Here is a 17,526-nt window from a genome sequence, read left to right as displayed (position 1 = left end):
GCCAGACGATGGGACATGAACATGTATCGCATTCCGCGGGCCGAGCTGCGTGCCGCCCTGCCGCTGATGCTGCTTTCCACCACCTCCGCTCTCGCCCAGTCCGCGCCCCCCGACACCGTCGCGCTCGAACAGATCACCGTCGCCGGCGAGCGGAGGAGCGCCGCCTTCGGCTCGAATGGCGGGAGGATGCCGAACGATCTCTTCGTTCAGGGCTACACCCCCAAGCGGACGACGACGGCCCTGAAGATCCCGGCCCCGATCCAGGATATCCCCGTCTCCGTGCAGGTCGTCCCGCAGGAGCTGATCCAGGACCGCGGCGCGCTCACCATCCGACAGGCCATCGATACGGTCAGCGGCGTGACGAGCAGCAATGCCATCCCGGGCTCCCAGTCCTTCCGGATCCGCGGCTTCAACGACGGCTTCTCCAATCTGCGCGACGGGTTTCGCGAAACCAGCAACCAGCAGGATGTCCAGGGCATCGAGCGCATCGAGGTGCTGAAAGGCCCTGCCTCCGTGCTCTACGGCGGCAACCTGGCGGCGGGCGGCGTGGTCAACATCGTCACCAAGACACCCGTCGACCTGAACTTCGCCAATGCCGCTCTCACCGGCGGCAGCTTCGGTCTCGTCCGGCCGACCTTCGACGTGAACCAGGACCTGACCGGCGACGGCCGTCTCGTCATGCGCATCAACGGCGCCTTCGACCGCACCGACACGTACCGCGACTTCGCCTATGGTGACAGCAAGTTCGTCAACCCGAGCCTGCGCTGGCGTCCGACCGCCCAGGACGAGATCATCGTCCGCGCTCAGGTCCTGCAGAGCAACTTCAGCTACGGGCCGTACCAGTCGCCGCTGTCACGCACGACGTTGCGGCTTCCTTACTCCTTCAGCTTCTCCGATCCGAACCTGCGCGACAGCCACCGCAACGCGGAGCGCATCAGTTACGACTGGACACACAAGTTCGACGAGAACCTCCGCTTCCGGTCGGGTTTCAACGCATCCGCGGTCAACTACGACATCGGCACCGACCGGTTCGCCGTCCTTCGGTTCAACGCGGACGGGCGCACGGTCTCGCGCACCTTCGTCACCGGGCCCCAGCACCTGCGTGACTACGACTGGCAGAACGAGTTCTCGGGGACGTTCTACACGGGCGACATCCGGCATGACTGGCTGGCCGGAGTGGAGACCTACTGGAGCTTCAACAGCGCGACCAGTTTCCAGGGAACGCTTCCAAACCTGAATATCTTCGCGCCGGTCTACGGCGTGACGCCGAGCGCGCTACGATTGAGCGCGAGTTCCGATGCCAGCTTCACGAACATCGCCGGCTACGTCCAGGATTTCATGACGCTCACGCCGCAGATCCGCCTGCTGCTGGGCGGGCGCTATGACGTCACCGACACGGTCAACCTCAACCGGCTCACCAACCGCACCAGCGCCAACGCCGCCGACCGGTTCTCGCCGCGGCTCGGCATCACCTACGAGCCGGTTCCGACGACCGCCCTGTTCGCGAACTGGGCCAACGGCTTCGTCCCGACGACACAGACGACGGTCAGCGGCGCGACACTGCCTCCGAGCGCGAGCGAGCAGTTCGAGGTCGGCGTGAAGCAGCAGGCGTTCGACGGGCGTGTGCAGGCTACCGTGGCCTTGTTCCAGGTCACCCGCACCAACGTGCCGACCCCCGACCCGACGAACGCCACCTTCAGCATCGCGTCCGGCGAGCAGCAGAGCCGCGGCGTCGAGGTGGATATCGCCGGGGAGATCCTGCCGGGCTGGAAAGGCGTGGTCAGCTACGCCTACACCTTCGCTGACGTGACCAAGGACAACCGGCTGCCCGTCGGCGACCTGCTGGCGGGGGTCGCCAGGCACGCCGGCCAGGTCTGGACGACCTACGAGTTCCTGTCCGGCTCCGTCCTCGACGGCTTCGGGATCGGCGCCGGCATACGAGCCGAGACGGCGCGTGAGGCGACGCTGCCGAACACGTTCAAGCTTCCGGGCTACGTGCGGCTCGACGCGGCGGCTTGGTATCGTTTCGCGATCCAGGGACAGCCGTTTCGGGCTCAGCTGAACCTTCAGAACATCACCGACCGGCGCATCTACGACACCGATGGCGCCAACGTGTTGCGTCCGACGGTGCCGTTCACCGTTCTCGCCTCGATCTCGACCCAGTTCTGACCGGAGATCCACCATGGCCCGAACCACGCCCGCGGACCTGGCCGCAGAGCGATCCCTCGACGCGTCTGAGCTGAGCCGGCGCAGCTTCGCGGCGACCGCCCTCGGTGGTGCCCTACTCGCTGCAGCAACGCCCGGCGCCCGCGCCCAGTCGTCGCCGCAGCCTCTCCCGCGGCCGCGCATGATGCAGCAATCGGACGTCGCGCCGCTCAAGGTCGCCATGCTGGTCTATCCCCGCATGGTCATGCTCGATCTCGTCGCCCCGCAGAGCGTCCTCCAGATGCTCAACTCCGACATCCATCTCGTCGGGGAGACGAGAGAACCCGTCGCAACGGATCTGGGTCTCCCGGTCACCCCGACCTGCACCGTCGACGAGTGTCCGCGCGACCTCGACGTGCTCTTCGTGCCGGGCGGGCTGATGGGCTCGGTCGCCTGCATGAAGAACCCCGCGATCCTCGACTTCCTGGCCGATCGGGGCGTCCGCGCACGCTACGTGACGAGCGTCTGCACGGGGGGGCTCGTGCTCGCAGCCGCCGGTCTCCTGCGCGGCTACGAGGCGACCGCGCATTGGGCGGTCACCGATCTTCTGCCGCTCATGGGCGCGACCAAGGTCGATACCCGCGTGGTCCATGACCGCAACCGGCTCACCGGGGCCGGCGTGACGGCGGGCCTCGATTTCGGCCTGACCCTCGCGGTGCTCCTGCGCGGGCAGGAGGCCGCCGAGCGGACGCAGCTCATCCTGGAATACGAGCCGGCCCCTCCGTTCCACAAAGGCACGCCGATCCTCGCCGGGCCGGAGCGCGTCGCGCAGATGCGCACGGGCCGGGTCTGGATGGACGGGCAGGCGAGGGACGCGGCCCTCGCCGCAGCGAAACGCCTCGGCCTTTAGACGGCAGATGATGATGTGCATCGTTGGAAATTGCCGAAGCGAGATTGTCGAATGATGCCTATCGCTCATTATCGGACGTTCAATCTGGAGTCGCTGCGATCGAGAATATACCTGCTGTATGCGACATTGTTTGTATTCAATATCGTCGCCTGGCTGTGGGCGTGGTGGCTGTTCCGCGATCGGCCGGTGCTGCTCGGAACCGCCTTGGCCGCCTACGTGTTCGGCCTGCGCCATGCCGTCGATCCCGACCACATCGCGGCCATCGACAACGTCACGCGCAAGCTCATGCAGTTCGGGGAGCGCCCGGTCTCCGTCGGCCTCTGGTTCGCCCTCGGACATTCGAGCGTCGTCATCATCGCGGCCGTGACCATCGCATGGACGGCGGCCGGCCTGACGGCGTTCGAGAGCCTGAAGGATCTCGGCGGCCTCGTCGGGACCGGGGTGTCGGCCGGTTTCTTGTTGCTCATCGGAACGGTCAATCTGGTGCTCCTCGCCGGCATCTGGCGCACCTTTCGGGAGGTCCGCCGCACCGGGCGCTACGTGAGCGAGGATCTCGATCTCCTGCTGGCCCAGCGCGGGTTCCTGTCGCGGATACTGCGCCCGTTGTTCGGCCTGATCACCCGGCCCTGGCACATGTACCCGCTCGGCCTGTTGTTCGCGCTCGGCTTCGACACCGCGACCGAGGTCAGCCTGTTCGGGCTTGCGGCTGCCGAGGCCAGCAAGGGCACGACCCTGTGGGCAATTCTGGTCTTCCCGGTGCTGTTCACGGCCGGTATGACGCTGGTCGACGCCACCGACGGCGTGCTGATGCTCGGCGCCTACGGCTGGGCCTATGTCAAGCCCGTGCGCAAGCTCTTCTACAACCTGACCATCACGTTCGTCTCCGTGGCGGTCGCCCTGCTGGTGGGCGGCATCGAGGCCCTGAGTCTCATCGGCGACAAGCTCGGCTTGCACGGAGCCTTCTGGAGCGCCGTCTCGCATCTCAGCGAGAATTTCGGTCTTCTCGGCTTCGTGGTGATCGGGCTGTTCGTAGTGGCCTGGGCCGTGTCCTGGCTCGTCTACCGGCTCGGCCGCTTCGACAGTCTCGACCTTCGGCACGAGGAGGGTTGAGTGACCTTGACGACTGAGATCCGCGGGGCTCTCGGAGCGCCGATGCCGATCCTCGGCTCGGTGAAGCTGCGCTGGCCGGCGGCGTCGCCCAAGGGGGACGCTGACGGAACACCGCATGGCGCTTCCTCGGGAATCGCCTAGGCTCTCGACATGGGTGGGCTTCGACGGCAATCGGAATGGCTGCGGGCAGCTTGCGCATGCATGCTCTCCTACGCGCTCGCCCTTCAGCTGCTGCTGACCGGACTGGCGGGCGTCGCCTCGGCACTTCCCATCGGGCCGGACAGCACCGGCCCCGTCCTGTGTCGTCCGACGATGCAGAAAGCTCCTGCGACGGCCGATGACGGGGCGGAGCAGCCGCGGGCCCCATCCTGCTGCACGTTCGGTTGCGTTGCCGGTCCGCTGCTGCCGGTGCCGGAGACTTTCACGCTGCTGCGCTGGCGCATCGTGCGCCTGGATGCGGTTCGCTCCCGGGTATCCGATCTCGGGCTCCGCCCGACGACCGGCCCGCCGCGGCTCTGCCGTGGTCCACGCCCACCGCCGTCCCTTCTCGTCTGAACCCTGATGTCCTGCAAACCCGGGTCGCGTGCGCGTGCCGCGCGCCCGGTCGGCGGCTGTCCGCGGTCGCCCTCATCGAGACGAGGAGAACCACCATGACCAAGCGCATCCACTTTCCCCTGCGCGAGACCGTTGCTGCGGTCGCCCTCACCTTTACGGCGCTGACCGGTTTGGCGCTGGCGCACGAGTACAGCGTCGGACCGCTGAAGATCGACCACCCTTGGGCTCGGGCGACGCCGCGCGGCGCCAAGGTCGGTGGCGGCTATGCCGTCATCACCAACACCGGGTCGATGCCCGACCGGCTCGTCGGTGGCTCGCTCAGCGCCGCCGGCCACGTCGAGATCCACCGTATGACGATGGAGGGCGACGTGATGAAGATGGGCCCTGTCGAGGGTGGCCTCGAGATCAAGCCGGGGCAGACCGTCAAGCTCGAGCCGGGCGGCTTCCATATCATGTTTATGGACTTGGCCGCCCCGCTCAAGCAGGGCGAGATGGTCAAGGGCACGCTGTCCTTCGAGCGGGCCGGCAACGTGCCGGTCGAGTTCGCCATCGACGCGATCGCCGCGAAGGCTCCGGAGGCGGGCCATGCGCACCAGCACTGAACTGGCGAAACCACCTCTCATCTTCCTGATGGAACCGTCGGATCAGACATCGGCGCCCGCCGTTACCGTCCACGCCGGGACGTGGCGCGTGCCGCTTGGGACCCGCCGGGACGATGCCAAGGGGCAGGCGATCCGCCCGCCGACTATGAAGGCTGCCGGCTGGCGCTTCACGACCCTCGGCGCCGAGGATTCTACACGCATTCGGGGAGCCGACCGGAGTGTGACGGACGACCGGGGAGGTGGTCGATGAACCGCGCCCGGGCCGATCGGGCCAGGGTCGCCGCGGCCCGCCGCCAGTCTCTCGCCAGCCTCTCACCCCTACAGACGAGCCTCCTGCAGCGCGCTCTCGCAGCCGGCCGTCTCGAACTGTCGGCGGAGGAGCACGTGGAGGTGTTGGCGATGGTGCAACTCTACCACATCGGCTATCTCGGTCCGATCCACCGCGAGGCCTTCTCCGGGCAGATGGTCTGGCAGATCACGCGGCGGGGCCGGCTTGCCATGGCTAGGCACCGGCGTCCGGCTGCAGCGGAACATGCGACGCCCCTGACTGCTTGCGGGGCGGAGGCGTGACGATCGGATAAGTTCAAGCCCGGCCGGACGGGCAAGATGTCCCGGGACGTCCGCGTCCTGGGGCATCCGTCTGCGCGATGCTCATGCCTATCGAGATGCAAGGCTGTTAGCGAACCCGGCGGCTTCTCCGTCAGACGGGCCATCGGGCGAACCGGCGGAACGCGATCAGCCCGAGCAGGAGGCTGCCGGCAAGCAAACTCCCTAAGCTCAGCAGCACCTGCCGCTCGGCCGCGCCGGGTTCGAGCGAGACTGGGAAGGCGGGGACGTCGTCATAGGCGCCGAAGTAGAGCCGGGCCTGGCAGCCGTCGCAGACTGGTGCCGGGTGCAGCGCCTGAGCCAGGATGCGCGGCTCGAAGAAGGCCCGCAGGATCGCGCGGTAGTCGGCAGCCGCCGCCAGGAAGGCGGCGTGTCGGCCGGCATCGCTTCCGGCCGCCGTCTCCAGCGCCAGGGCGAACGCACTCGCCGGGGAGAGAAGGGCCAAGTGCCGGCTCCAGTCGGCGGCCGCGACCGCATGGGTGCGCGCGACCTGCCGGTGCGGCGCGAGGGCCGCATCGTAGAAGGCATCGCGCGCTAGGCGCTTTATTTCGGGAGCATCGAGAAGGCCGGGACGACGATCCGCTTCCGCCATGCGAGGCGCGAGCCAGTCTGCGCTGAGCCGTGTGCCCTCGCTCCCTATGTATCAGCACTGAAGCGGGCCCCCACCAGGAATTATGCCTACACTATTGTTTATAAATCAGAAAAACGGCTTCAAGCGGGGGTCCCTGTCGGCGCCGATCGGGACCCCACCTTGAGAGAGATTTTCAATGTGGCTTCCATGGTTTACTCGTGATCCAGTCCGGGGTCCCACTTCGATGTCGATCCACACCCCGGCTCCCCGGCTCCCCGGGCCTACGTGCTGCGGCAGCCTATCACGCCCTGTAGTTAAGCTCGACCTACCAGCACGTATTATGGTCAACCGTGGCCGTGCACTTCGAAAATAAGTGCGCACAGCTGGTCAGGAGCGCAGGCAGATCCATATCTTCTTAGGCATTTAAGTCAGGCTGGCTTGTAGTAAGCTTGAGGATACGCATGATTCAGTTGGAAAATTCTATGTATCGCATCTACAATGTATCAGATGCTTTAGAATTCGTGTTAGATGAGCAGAACTCCCTGCAGTTGCGAGCTATTCGCCTTTACGAAATGCAAATCGCAGTCCTTTTTGGGCATAAACTAAACGAGAGACAACGAGATAAGAGGGAGTTTCCTAATCGGTATCTGACAGTAAGCAGCGATATACTGAATTCAGCATATGCTTGTGCGTCGATCAAGCTGCTGCAACGCATTGATAGGGCGTATAAAATCGATGGAAATCCAGCTACAAATTATCTGGATGACTCCAATGCTAAAGATATTCTAAAAAATATACTTAGAACTCCAGTTAGTATCCGGAAATTTGCTGTTGCACATAGTCCAAGAACGCTTGATCTCAAACTACAGATCCGCCGTCGCCATCAGCGAAGATGCGCTCCATTGTATGACTTCTCTCTCCGCTACGACGTTGAAGATACCAAGCAGAAAGGAGGATGGAAAACAGCCTTATCTCTCTTCAACCAAAAGCAAGGTACCGACGCACATGCCACAATCAGAAAATACTATCCGTATTTAGGTGGTGAAACAGTGGGCAAGCAATGTCGAAAAGAGTGGGATTTTCTCGCAGGTTTTGTTTGGAATAGCCACTTTGGTAGCCAAATATTTCAGCCAAAGAGAACTGGTTGGGCGCCCTTCGCTAAAAATCTACTGGGTAAGGCTGAGGATTTGCCAGGGTTGCGACGAGCGGTTGGCGAGTACGAATTTGTGAAGGCGCGACTGGAGGAGCGAGGCTACGAGCTTCTGACACTCAACCTCGCCCATCCGGTCCCGCCCACCGCACCAACGCTCCAGCCCCTCTCTGAGGATCTGCTGGATGCAGTTTCTTACAAAGAATCATAGACTTAGTAGGGGGTCGCCGCGCAGCGCGACCCCCTACTCGATGTGACGTGGCGTAGAACGGCCTTGCTCTCAACCCGAGGGCTGGAGGCCACAACATGGCGGAACAGAATAAGAGTTTGACCAAGCCGTTGATGTACGACGTGCATCAGCGCCGAGTCCATCCCATTGGCAGTAGTGTGCGCTGGCGCATCGGCTACACCACCGACCGCCCGGTGATCATCGACTACTCCGGTCTCGTCGGTCTCGGTCTGCAGTTCGGCCTTGAGCAGATCGAAATCTTGGAGCTGATTCTGGGCGAAACCTTCCCCGCGTCGCTCCATCCGCCGGAGAAGCCCATGGGCTGGACGGGCGCCGAGCAGTGGCCTTACCAGGAAGCCGTTGCCGCCCTCATCGCGGCGGGCGAGCGCAAGCGCGTCGGCTGATACAGCGCCGTTACCGTTAGGCGCTTTCCCAACACGCCGCCGCAGTCGGGCTCATACCCCCTCCCGCGGCGGCCCCCCCTCATCAGCAACGGCGCGCCCGCGACACCCTGCATTTCTCGTAACGAGAACGGCGCGCGTTGCTCCATCAAGGTCAAACTACCATGACGAAGCGCAAGCGCGGTAGGAAGAAGCCCGAGCAGTCGGATGATGCTTGGACGACGGAGCCCATTGAGGGAAGCAACAATCGCGGACCGCTCCCGCCGGACAATTCGGACCTTCGACGTCGCATCAAAGAAAATCCAAACGGCATGGCGTTGGAAGCCCGGTCCAAGCTGGGCAAGCTGAAGGCGGGCTACCGCCGCGACCTGTACGAGGTGCTGGCCATCTGCGTCGGCATCGGTCGCCATTACTACAACGATTACAAGGCATGGAAGGAGTTTTTCGATCAGCCGTTCTTCCAAACCGGCAAGCAAAAGCTGAAGGCGCGTACTCACCATACTGACGCGTTGCGACACACGATGAACTACGTGTTCGAGGCGACGTCTAAACAGGCGCGCAGCCGTACCGGCAAGTTCGCTGCGGCCCTCCACCCGATCATGATCGTCGGCACGCCGGTCCACCTTGTGGCCGAAGAGATCGAGGGGGGAGGCGGCATCGAGAAGCTTTACGAGGCCTATCTGGAGCGGGAGGCGCGCAAGCCGAAGAAGGGGCGCAAGCAAATTCGGACCGAGGAGGACTACGCCTCCGCTAAAAAGTACTACAACTTGGATGATAAGCAGGTGAGTGCGCCGAAGGACATGATCCTGGCCGATTTAGAGGGCGCCTCCTTCGAGGAGCCGGACGACGTTGCAGCGGGGGAGGGCGAGGAGAGCGTGATGGACCGCGGCGGTGATGAGGACACCGAGGATGGCGAGCAGTTCGATATCCTTGATGATCTCGAGTTTGGGGTGAAGCCGGCGTTCGAGCGTGGTCGTGACCCGGCAGGGCGGCGGACCATCGAGTTCGAGGTCACCCCGGAGCGGCAGTCCCACTTCTTGAACCTGGAGGAGGGACAGCGGGCGGTGATCCACGTGATCTGCTGCGGTACGGATAAAGAGTTTCTGCGACTCCGGGTTCGCAAAGTGATCTGGAAGCGTCGCCGAAAGTGACGGATGAGCCGGGGCGGGCAACTGCCCCGGCCATTTGCAAACTGCTTGCCATAAATTTCAACCCTCAGCATCAATATGACCGGGATCTGGACATTGGCATGCGCTAAGTATCTATGTAATAATTGAATAAATTGACACATAAATCTATCTAGATTACGCTACGTACTGTATCGCTATCTTCGAGCTCGGAAATCGCCCGCGGTAGGATAATCACGCTGTCGAAGTCCGCTCGGCGACGCTGGAGGGACTTGAATAGGTAAAACGCGGCGAGCCGGGGCGTTTCGGTGATGGGCTCGGCGTGAATGCGAGCGACAGCGCCGCGGGTGTAGAGGGCCTGGTGGGTGGCGAAATGAGCGTCGAGGCCTTCACGGAGGCGGCTGCGGGGCGGGATGAGGGCGAGACCCTGGTAGTGCAACCCATTGTTGAGCGTGACCTCGCGCAGGCTCGCCTTCACCCCCTTCGGCACGGGCCAGTCCGGAACGAGGACCCATTCGGGGAGGCGATTGCGGTGGGCGGGGGAGCGGGGCTTGCGGGCAACCCGGAGCAAGAGGGTCTTGTAGGCCTCAGTGATTCCCTGTTTCATCTCCCCCAGTACCCATTCCCGGGGGCCCCGAAGTGGCTTGTATAGGAGGGAGAGGATGTAGGGGGTGTACCCTTCTCCGATCTTCATAATCAGCATGTCGCTGTAAGCATGTACCAATGTGGTGATGTGGAAATCAGTGTCTATATGCACATGAATCTCCATATGCACTCCGCATCGGAAGCACATTGCAAGCTGATGAAGGCAGGCCTCGAAAGCGTTGGCATACCAACGATCGTGGGAAGCTGCGGTTGAAATTATATTTTACCGACTCACGATTTGAGACATTAGCGTCAAACGCAGTCAGAACAGGCCGTTTATGATATCTTACGGGGCAGTGCAGACAAGGTAGTCGGCGCAATATCTCGGACGGGCAACTATCTCCAAAACACCGAAGGCCCGAAATGGGGGTCCATAGATGACGATATGCATATCCAATGCTGTACCATCGTGCTAGAAGCGGCGCCTGGACTATGAATCCGTCAATCAATGCTTTCGTGTTGCTAGGGGTGCCCCGCCGAGTTGCGTGAGCAGTACGCGACTAGATGCGCCGCGGGATGCGTTGAGTAGAGCGGCCAGCGGCGTGCCTTCGTAGGTAGCCTCAGGGACGAGGCGAGCTCGGGTCACGTTGGCCTCCGGCGCCAGACAGCCCGTCCTGCATCAAGCCGTCAAGGCCCCTGCGGCGTGGTAGCCCCAGATTTAGGTGTCCCATCAGGCCAAATCACGACTCGGTAAAACAATCTTCGTCGGACCTTTTGCCGGCGCCGGAGATCGCACGATGAAGCTGAAACACACTGGCTCGCTGTTGGACCTGCAAAACGCCGCCCTTTACTGCGGGGCGTTCGGGGATTGGTCTTGGCACGCCCGCGAAGGCTTGCATCGGTTCCGCTCAGATGAGGGCGAAATCTTGCACTGGTGGCCAAGCACTGGGACCGTCGCATTTCAAGGCCGGCCAGATCGACTGCAGCGCCACCTTACCGCGGCGCTGACGCACTTGGTTGCGACCAACGATGGCGTGCGGGTCATCCGCACGCGGGCGGTCATTCGCTGAAGCACCGGAAGCCGGGTGGGGATCTCCTCCACCCGGCTTTTTTCGTGGCGAAGCAAACTCCACCGCAGCATTCGACGGCATCGATGATGGTTGTTGCCCATGATCCAGAATGCCGCTCGCTCGGTGCCGAGGCGCCGCTCGAGGGTACCGCCGAGGTCTCAAGCCCATCGAACTGCTGCCCGGTGGTCTAGCCGCTTCCGCCGTCATGGGCACGAGGTAGGTGCGCTAGATCGTGGCAGTCAATGGCAGCTGCTCGGGTCGATCTAGCGCAAGACCTCCCTGTTCCTCGTTCTGTCTGGGCTCGCCATCGGCGGCTCGTGGCTCTGCTACTTTCGGGCTCTCAAGCTCGGCGATGCAGCCCGCGTCGCGCCCCTGGACAAGCTGAGTGTCGTGCTGGTCGCGGTGTTTGGCGTCGTGTTGCTGGGCGAGCGGCTGGCCGCCCCGAACTGGCTCGGCATCGCGCTCATCGCCGCCGGGGCCGTACTGGTTGCCTACCGGGCGTGAGGATGGCCCCCCGAAACGGAAGGGGGCGATCCGACGACCACCCCCTTCGAAGCGTTACTGCACGACCTGGACCTGGACCGTCGCGCCGGTCTCGCCGGGCTTGCCCTCGACGATCACGAGGATGCGCCGCGCCGCCGCGCTCGGGTTCTGCGTCACCTGGCGGATCGGTCCGACCGCGTTGACGATGGCGGCGCCTGCAGGGTTCGTCATGAAGGCGGCGAGCGGCTCCAGCGGCCCGGCGCCCTTCGGATCGGCTGAGAGAGCGAGCAGGTAGGGGCTCTTCGGCATCAGCCCGGTGACCGCGGCCTGCAGCGTCTGCAGCACGCCCTGGTCGAACAGCGTCACCTGCGTCGCCGGCTTGCCGTCCGGCCCGTCGAGGATCAGCCGGCTCGACTGGCCGGCCGCGCCGAGGGGCTGCAGGTTCGGGGCGCCCGCGCTCTCCGGGACCGCCGCGGGCAGGTAGGCCACGCCTTGCGGGCCCTGGCCGATCGGGATCGTTGCGGTGACGGCGTTGGTGCCGGTGTCGATCACCGCGACCGCATCGGCATTCTCAAGGCCGACATAGACCCGCGACCCGTCGCCCGAGGGCCAGAGGCCGTGCGGGAGCGCGCCGGTCGGTATCGTCGCGACCTGCGAGAAGTCGTCGGTGCGGAACACCTTGACCTGGTTGAGCCCGCCGACCGTCACGTAGGCGAACTGGCCGGCCCTGGTGCGGGCGATGTTAACGTGGTTAGTGATCGGCCCCGTCTCGATGGTCTTGAGCGCCTTGAACGGCGGCGCAGCCTCGAAGACCTGGACCCGGCCGACATCCTTCAGGGTGAACCAGACCTGGCGGCCGTCGGGCGTCGCCGCGATGTCGGGGCAGAACGGGCTCTCCTGCTTGATCCGCCCGACGATCTGCCGGCTCTTGACCTCGATCGCGACCGTCTCGGGGCTGAAGCTGGAACAGACGTAGCCGTACCGGCCGTCGGGCGAGAAGATCGTCATGCCGGGCCCGTTCGGCACTGTAATCCGGCCCGTCTCCTTGCCCGTCGCCGCGTCGAGGATCGCCACGTAATCCTCGCCGCGCACGCTGACCCAGACCTCGCGCCCGTCCGGCGTGAAGAACGCCTCGTGCGGCGAGCGGCCGACATAGGTCGTGTGCCGCACGGTATTGGTGGCGGTGTCGATGAAGCTGACCGAGTTCGAGCCGATCGAGACCGCCAGCAGGGTCTTGCGGTCGGGCGAGAAGCCCATGCCGTGGACGAGGAGCTGGCCGCGGTAGAGCGGGCTCAGGTTCGCGGGCGTGGTGTCGCCGAGGCGGATGACGCCGAGGAGCGTGTTGGCGGCGGGGTCGATCACCGAGACCGTGTTGGAGAACTGGTCCGAGGTATAGAAGCGGTCGCGGGGGCCGACCGGCACGTCGGGCGCCGAGGCAGGGCCCGGCGCCTGGCCCGCGAGCGCGGTTCCGCCGAGAAGGGCGAGCACGAGAGCCGCCGGAATGAGGTGTCGCATCGGATGTCGTCTCGCTGGGTGTGTGGGCTGGCCGGCTCAGTGATGGTGCGGGGCCGGAGCTTTCGGCGTGGCGGGAGCGGCGGGCGGGCGCTCGGCGAGCGCGCGCCGCATGACCTCGATCTCCTGGGCCTGTTCGACGATGATGCCCTGCGCGAGCCGGCGCAGGACGGGGTCGCGACCGTAGGCGAGTTCGGCCTTCGCCATGTCGATCGCGCCCTGGTGGTGCGGGATCATCATGGCGGCGAAGTCCCGGTCCGGATCGCCGGAGGGCGGCACCGCCATGTCGGCGTGCATCCGGGTCATCGACTGGGCCATCAGCGCGTCGAAGCCGCCCGGGGCGCTCTCGGCGTGCCCGGTCCGCATCATCATCATGCCGCCGCCCGCCAGGCCGCCGGCCATCAGGGTGGCGATCAGGATCGCCGTCGGTGCGCCGCGCATCGTCTCTCCCGGTTCTCGAAGGTCACGCCGGGAGAGATGCCTGGGAGCGCCGAATATTCCCCGACCGGGCGAAACGCACCGATCACGGCTGCGTGATGCGATTTTCCGGTCGGCCGGGGGAATACGCGGCCTCATCCGGCATCTTTCATTGCAAGCCGGGCGATCCATCCGCCACCGCCTGCCCCGGAGAGCGCCCTTGTGGAGAACGCCTTGGACGACCTCGCCGCCCTGATCGAGCCGCAGATCCCGGCGTTGCGGCGCTACGCCGTCGCGCTCCTGCGCGAGCGCGAGGCGGCCGACGACCTCGTCCAGGACGCCCTCGAACGCGCGATCCGGGCCTGGCCGCAGCGCCGCCGGGACGGCGACCTGCGCGCCTGGCTGTTCGCGATCCTGCGCAACCGCTACCTCGAAGGGGTGCGCGGTCGCCGCGGCGTCGAGGTCGGCTCGGAGCTGCTCGACGACGTCGTGGACGCCTCCGCCGATCCCGGGGCCGCCCTCGGCGTGCGGGACGTGCTCGACGGGCTCGCCGGCCTGCCCGAGGATCAACGCTCGGTCCTGCTCCTCGTCGCGGTCGAGGACATGTCCTATGCCGAGGCCGCCGCGGTGCTCGCCGTGCCGGTCGGCACGGTGATGTCGCGCCTGAGCCGGGCGCGGGGCCGGATGCGCGCCTTCCTGGACCACGCACCGACCGTCGTCACCGGACACCTGCGGAGAGTGAAATGACCGCGTCCGACCCCCGGCCCGTCGGCGAGGACGACCTGCACGCCCTCGTGGACGGCCGGCTCGATCCCGGCCGCCGCGCCACCGTCGAGGCCTGGCTCGCCGAGCACCCGGACGCGGCGGCCCGGGTCGCCGCCGACGGGCAGGTCCGCGCCCGCCTGCGGGCCCGCCTCGCCCCGATCGCCGACGAGCCGATCCCGGCCCGGCTGCGCGTCGCCCACCTGGCGCGCCCGCGTCCCGCCCGGAGCATCCGCTGGCTGCCGGGCGCCGCGGCGGCGATGGTGTGCCTCGCCCTGGGCGGGGCGGTGGGTTGGTTGGGGCGCGGGGCGGTGCCGCCCGCAGCGGCGCCGGTCGAGCCGATGACGCAGGCGGCGGTCTCGGCCTTCCGCACCTACGTGGTCGAGGCCGTCCACCCGGTCGAGGTCCGCGCCGACGGGACGCCGCATCTGGAGCAATGGCTCTCGCGGCGCGTCGGCCGGCCGGTCAGGGCGCCGGATTTGCAGGCCCAAGGATTCCGCCTGATGGGCGGGCGCCTGCTGCCGGCCGGCGACGAGCCGGCGGCGATGCTGATGTACGACGACGACCGCGGCACCCGCCTGACGCTCTACAGCCGCGCCGGCGCGGCCGGGGGACGCGGCGTCTTCCGCTACGCCCGCGAGGGCGACGTCGCCGCTTTCTCGTGGATCGATGCCGGGATGGCCTACGTGGTGACCGCGCGCACGGACGAAGCGCGGCTGCTGCGGGTCGCTGAGGCGGTCGACGCCCAGGCGAGCGGACGAGAAAGCGGGCCGCGGTGACGCCGGGCCAAGCTCGGTCGAGAAGATGGGCAGGGGGAGCGAGCATGACGGAACGCGTGCCGGGGCCGTCCGGACGGCCATGACCCTCGACCAGCTGCGCATCTTCGTGGCGGTGGCCGAGCGCCAGCACGTCACCCGGGCCGCCGAGGCGCTCAACCTCGTCCAGTCGGCGGTCAGCGCGGCCATCGCCGCCCTGGAGGGCCGGCACGCCGTCAAGCTGTTCCACCGGGTCGGGCGGGGCATCGAGCTGACCGAGGCCGGCCGCCTGTTCCTTGCGGAGGCACGCGCGGTGCTCGCCCGCGCCGAGGCGGCCGAGCAGGTGCTCGCCGACCTGAGCGGCCTGCGCCGCGGCACCCTCGCCATCCGCGCGAGCCAGACCATCGCCGGTCATTGGCTGCCTCGCCACCTCGTCGCGTTCCGGGCGGCCTATCCGGACATCATCCTGCGGCTCGGCATCGGCAATACCGCGCAGGCAGCCGAAGCGGTCCGCTCGGGAATGGCGGAGCTCGGCTTCGTGGAGGGCGCCGTCGAGGATGACGGCCTCGCGAGCCTTCCGGTCGCGGAGGATCGGCTCGTCCTCGTGGTCCGCCCCGGGCACGAACTGGCCGGCTGCCGGCAGCCGGGCCCCTCGGACCTCGCCGCAATCGCCTGGGTGCTGCGCGAACCCGGATCCGGGACGCGCTCGGCCCTCGAATCCGCCGTCGCGGCCGCCGGCCTCGCACCCGACGCGCTCACCGTGGCGCTGGAACTGCCCTCGAACGAGGCGGTGCTCGCCGCCGTCGCGGCGGGGGCCGGCGCGAGCGTCCTGTCGGAGGCGGTGGTCGCCCCCTCCCTGCGGACCGGGACGCTCGTCGCCGTGCCGCTCGGTCTGCCGGCACGCACCTTCCGGGTCCTACGCCACAAGGAGCGATACCGCAGCCGGGCCGCGGACGCGCTGCTCGACCTGATCCGGGGGGCCGAGCCGTGAGCAACGTCGAACCCGACGATCCGCGCGTGCGGCTGGCAGAAGACCGGACGGTGCTCGCCGCGGAACGCACCTACGCCGCGTGGCTGCGCACCGGGCTCGCGTTCCTGAGCGTCGGTTTGGCCGCGCAACGCTTCCTGTCGGAGGTGCTGCCCGGCTGGCCGCTGCGGATCATGGCCCTGGCGCTCGTCGCCTGCGCATTCGGATGTTTTTGTGCGGCGGCCTGGCGTGATCACGCCGTGAGGCGATCCCTCGCGTCGGCACCGATGCGGATGATGCCCCGCGCCCTGCCCCTCGGCATCGCGCTCCTGCTCTCCGCCGTCGCGAGCCTCGCGGCCGTGACGCTGTGGCAGGTCTGAGTACCTCCCGGCGCTCACTCCACGGTCACGCGCACGCGGTGCCACGCGGCGCTGAGGTAGCCCTTGTAGTTCCAGGTGTCGTCCGGCAGCGCAGGCTGGGTCTGCCCGGCCTCGTCCCAGGCGCGCACCGCCAGCTCATGCTCGCCCGGGGGGAGATCGAGGTCGATCGTCCAGAACGTCCAGGCGAAGCGCGCCCGCGCATCGTGCTCGAGCGCCGCCTGCGCCCAGGTCCGCCCGCCATTGCCGGAGACGTCGACGCGGACGACGGTGCGGTCGCCCGACACCGCGTAGCCGCGGACGGTGTTTGCCCCGGCTGCCAGCCGTGCCCCGCGCGCCGGCTCGCAGATCGCCGCGTTCAGCGGCATCGTGTTGATGGTGTGACCCCGGGCGGGGTCGGCCGTCTCCGCCGTTACGTCCGACGGGAACAGCTTGTAGTCCTCGGCCTGGATCGGGTTGTCCGATGGGTGGTCCTGCACCGTGATGCGCTTCAGCCATTTCGGGCTGCGCACCCCGGCGAAGCCCGGCACGACGACGCGCAGCGGGAAGCCATGCTCCGGCAGCAGCGGCGCGCCGTTCATCGCGAAGGCCAGCAGGGTCTCGGGCGCGAGCGCCTTGGCCAACGGAATCGAGGCTCCGTAGGGCCGGCCCTCGACGAGGTCGTGGCTCTCGAAGGCGACGTGCAGGTCTGCACTCTCGGCGATCCCGGCCTCGCGCAGCACGTCTCCCAAGCGGATTCCGGTCCAGTCGGCCGTGCCGATCGCGCCGCCGTCCCACGGGTCACCGGAGACCGGCGCCACCGCCCGCATGTCCGCGCGGCGGTTGCCCGCGCACTGCATCGTCGCCGTGACGGTGGCCTTGGCATAGCGCGACCGCATGTCGTCCAGCGACAACTCCAGCGCCGTCGGGATCGCGCCATCGAGGCGGAGGCGGTAGCCGTCCGCATTGATCTCCGGCAGGTCGCCGTGCGAGCGCACGTAGAAGTCGTCGGCTGTCGTGCGATAGGAGGCGCGCAGCCGCGCGAGGGGCGGCTCGGCATTGTACGGCTCCTCCTCGTGGACGATCAGGCGCGCCCTGCGCTCGGCCAAGCTCGACATGCGGGTCTCCAGGCTGGTGGATCGCGGGACAACGTGCCGGGACCGGATCGGTCCCGGCGTGCTTCCCCGGCTTTGCCGTTGCGACGGCGGGCCGG

At 66.7% G+C, this 17,526-nt stretch carries 20 protein-coding genes and 1 pseudogene; 16 read left to right on the top strand and 5 right to left on the bottom strand.

Going from position 1 to position 17,526, the window contains the following annotated elements; genetic code table 11:
• Positions 1–21 precede the first annotated feature (21 nt).
• The 7 genes from DA075_RS33315 (at position 22) to DA075_RS33295 (ending at position 5,892) form a co-directional block, all read left to right on the top strand.
• Positions 22–2,169, top strand: coding sequence for a TonB-dependent siderophore receptor (locus DA075_RS33315; protein ID WP_164712586.1), 2,148 nt, complete (start codon positions 22–24; stop codon positions 2,167–2,169).
• Between the two features lie 13 nt (positions 2,170–2,182).
• A complete protein-coding gene (locus DA075_RS33310) occupies positions 2,183–3,055 on the top strand; it encodes a DJ-1/PfpI family protein (RefSeq protein WP_244936657.1) in 873 nt (290 codons plus the stop codon).
• A gap of 51 nt (positions 3,056–3,106) precedes the next feature.
• Positions 3,107–4,165 (top strand): HoxN/HupN/NixA family nickel/cobalt transporter, encoded by a 1,059-nt coding sequence (locus DA075_RS33305; protein ID WP_244936656.1) that lies wholly within the window; start codon positions 3,107–3,109, stop codon positions 4,163–4,165.
• Positions 4,166–4,366: 201 nt separating this feature from the next.
• Positions 4,367–4,720, top strand: a complete 354-nt coding sequence (locus DA075_RS36205; protein WP_123834552.1) for a hypothetical protein — start codon at positions 4,367–4,369, stop codon at positions 4,718–4,720.
• A gap of 95 nt (positions 4,721–4,815) precedes the next feature.
• Positions 4,816–5,322 carry a copper chaperone PCu(A)C gene (locus DA075_RS33300; RefSeq protein ID WP_099957372.1) on the top strand — a complete coding sequence of 169 codons (507 nt, stop codon included), beginning with the start codon at positions 4,816–4,818 and terminating at the stop codon, positions 5,320–5,322.
• Positions 5,306–5,572, top strand: a complete 267-nt coding sequence (locus DA075_RS36200) for a hypothetical protein (RefSeq protein ID WP_123834550.1) — start codon at positions 5,306–5,308, stop codon at positions 5,570–5,572. The genes DA075_RS33300 and DA075_RS36200 overlap by 17 nt, the downstream gene beginning before the upstream one ends.
• A complete protein-coding gene (locus DA075_RS33295; RefSeq protein WP_099957371.1) occupies positions 5,569–5,892 on the top strand; it encodes a hypothetical protein in 324 nt (107 codons plus the stop codon). The genes DA075_RS36200 and DA075_RS33295 overlap by 4 nt, the downstream gene beginning before the upstream one ends.
• Positions 5,893–6,022: 130 nt before the next feature.
• Here DA075_RS33295 and DA075_RS33290 read toward each other — a convergent pair whose 3' ends face one another.
• Positions 6,023–6,520 carry a DUF3526 domain-containing protein gene (locus DA075_RS33290; protein WP_099957370.1) on the bottom strand — a complete coding sequence of 166 codons (498 nt, stop codon included), beginning with the start codon at positions 6,518–6,520 and terminating at the stop codon, positions 6,023–6,025.
• A 461-nt stretch (positions 6,521–6,981) separates the two neighbouring features.
• On the opposite strand from DA075_RS33290, the gene DA075_RS36195 reads away from it, so the two are divergent.
• The 3 genes from DA075_RS36195 to DA075_RS33280 all read left to right on the top strand — a co-directional run bounded on the left by DA075_RS36195 (position 6,982) and on the right by DA075_RS33280 (position 9,430).
• Positions 6,982–7,860, top strand: a complete 879-nt coding sequence (locus DA075_RS36195; RefSeq protein ID WP_210207076.1) for a hypothetical protein — start codon at positions 6,982–6,984, stop codon at positions 7,858–7,860.
• A 95-nt stretch (positions 7,861–7,955) separates the two neighbouring features.
• Entirely contained in the window at positions 7,956–8,282 is a 327-nt protein-coding gene (locus DA075_RS33285) for a hypothetical protein (protein ID WP_099957369.1), read from the top strand.
• Between the two features lie 161 nt (positions 8,283–8,443).
• Complete coding sequence (locus tag DA075_RS33280; RefSeq protein WP_123834546.1) at positions 8,444–9,430, top strand: hypothetical protein; 987 nt, start codon at positions 8,444–8,446, stop codon at positions 9,428–9,430.
• 148 nt (positions 9,431–9,578) lie between these two features.
• Here the strand turns inward: DA075_RS33280 and DA075_RS33275 are convergent, their stop codons facing one another.
• On the bottom strand, positions 9,579–10,175 hold the full coding sequence (locus tag DA075_RS33275) for a hypothetical protein (protein ID WP_099957367.1): 597 nt from the start codon (positions 10,173–10,175) through the stop codon (positions 9,579–9,581).
• A 613-nt stretch (positions 10,176–10,788) separates the two neighbouring features.
• On the opposite strand from DA075_RS33275, the gene DA075_RS33270 reads away from it, so the two are divergent.
• Positions 10,789–11,061, top strand: a complete 273-nt coding sequence (locus DA075_RS33270) for a hypothetical protein (protein ID WP_099957366.1) — start codon at positions 10,789–10,791, stop codon at positions 11,059–11,061.
• A gap of 270 nt (positions 11,062–11,331) precedes the next feature.
• A pseudogene (locus DA075_RS33265) lies at positions 11,332–11,565 on the top strand (EamA family transporter); the annotation flags it as partial.
• Positions 11,566–11,619: 54 nt separating this feature from the next.
• Here DA075_RS33265 and DA075_RS33260 read toward each other — a convergent pair.
• Both DA075_RS33260 and copM read right to left on the bottom strand, forming a co-directional pair.
• The gene (locus DA075_RS33260) at positions 11,620–13,059 is read right to left on the bottom strand and encodes a YncE family protein (protein WP_099957365.1); all 1,440 of its coding nucleotides are present in this window, start codon (positions 13,057–13,059) and stop codon (positions 11,620–11,622) included.
• A gap of 36 nt (positions 13,060–13,095) precedes the next feature.
• On the bottom strand, positions 13,096–13,497 hold the full coding sequence (gene copM, locus DA075_RS33255; protein ID WP_099957364.1) for a CopM family metallochaperone: 402 nt from the start codon (positions 13,495–13,497) through the stop codon (positions 13,096–13,098).
• 210 nt (positions 13,498–13,707) lie between these two features.
• Here copM and DA075_RS33250 point away from each other — a divergent pair, with 210 nt between their 5' ends.
• From DA075_RS33250 to DA075_RS33235, 4 genes are all read left to right on the top strand, one after another.
• Complete coding sequence (locus tag DA075_RS33250) at positions 13,708–14,220, top strand: sigma-70 family RNA polymerase sigma factor (RefSeq protein WP_058617523.1); 513 nt, start codon at positions 13,708–13,710, stop codon at positions 14,218–14,220.
• Entirely contained in the window at positions 14,217–15,014 is a 798-nt protein-coding gene (locus DA075_RS33245; protein WP_099957363.1) for an anti-sigma factor family protein, read from the top strand. The genes DA075_RS33250 and DA075_RS33245 overlap by 4 nt, the downstream gene beginning before the upstream one ends.
• A 79-nt stretch (positions 15,015–15,093) precedes the next feature.
• Positions 15,094–15,981, top strand: coding sequence for a LysR family transcriptional regulator (locus DA075_RS33240; protein ID WP_099957362.1), 888 nt, complete (start codon positions 15,094–15,096; stop codon positions 15,979–15,981).
• A complete protein-coding gene (locus DA075_RS33235) occupies positions 15,978–16,337 on the top strand; it encodes a YidH family protein (RefSeq protein WP_099957361.1) in 360 nt (119 codons plus the stop codon). Before DA075_RS33240 ends, DA075_RS33235 begins: the two co-directional genes overlap by 4 nt.
• Before the next feature lie 14 nt (positions 16,338–16,351).
• Here DA075_RS33235 and DA075_RS33230 read toward each other — a convergent pair whose 3' ends face one another.
• Complete coding sequence (locus tag DA075_RS33230) at positions 16,352–17,431, bottom strand: molybdopterin-dependent oxidoreductase (protein WP_099957360.1); 1,080 nt, start codon at positions 17,429–17,431, stop codon at positions 16,352–16,354.
• Between the last annotated feature and the right edge of the window lie 95 nt (positions 17,432–17,526).

Source organism: Methylobacterium currus (assembly GCF_003058325.1).
Classification (GTDB): domain Bacteria; phylum Pseudomonadota; class Alphaproteobacteria; order Rhizobiales; family Beijerinckiaceae; genus Methylobacterium; species Methylobacterium currus.
This window is presented reverse-complemented; position numbering and strand designations above follow the sequence as displayed.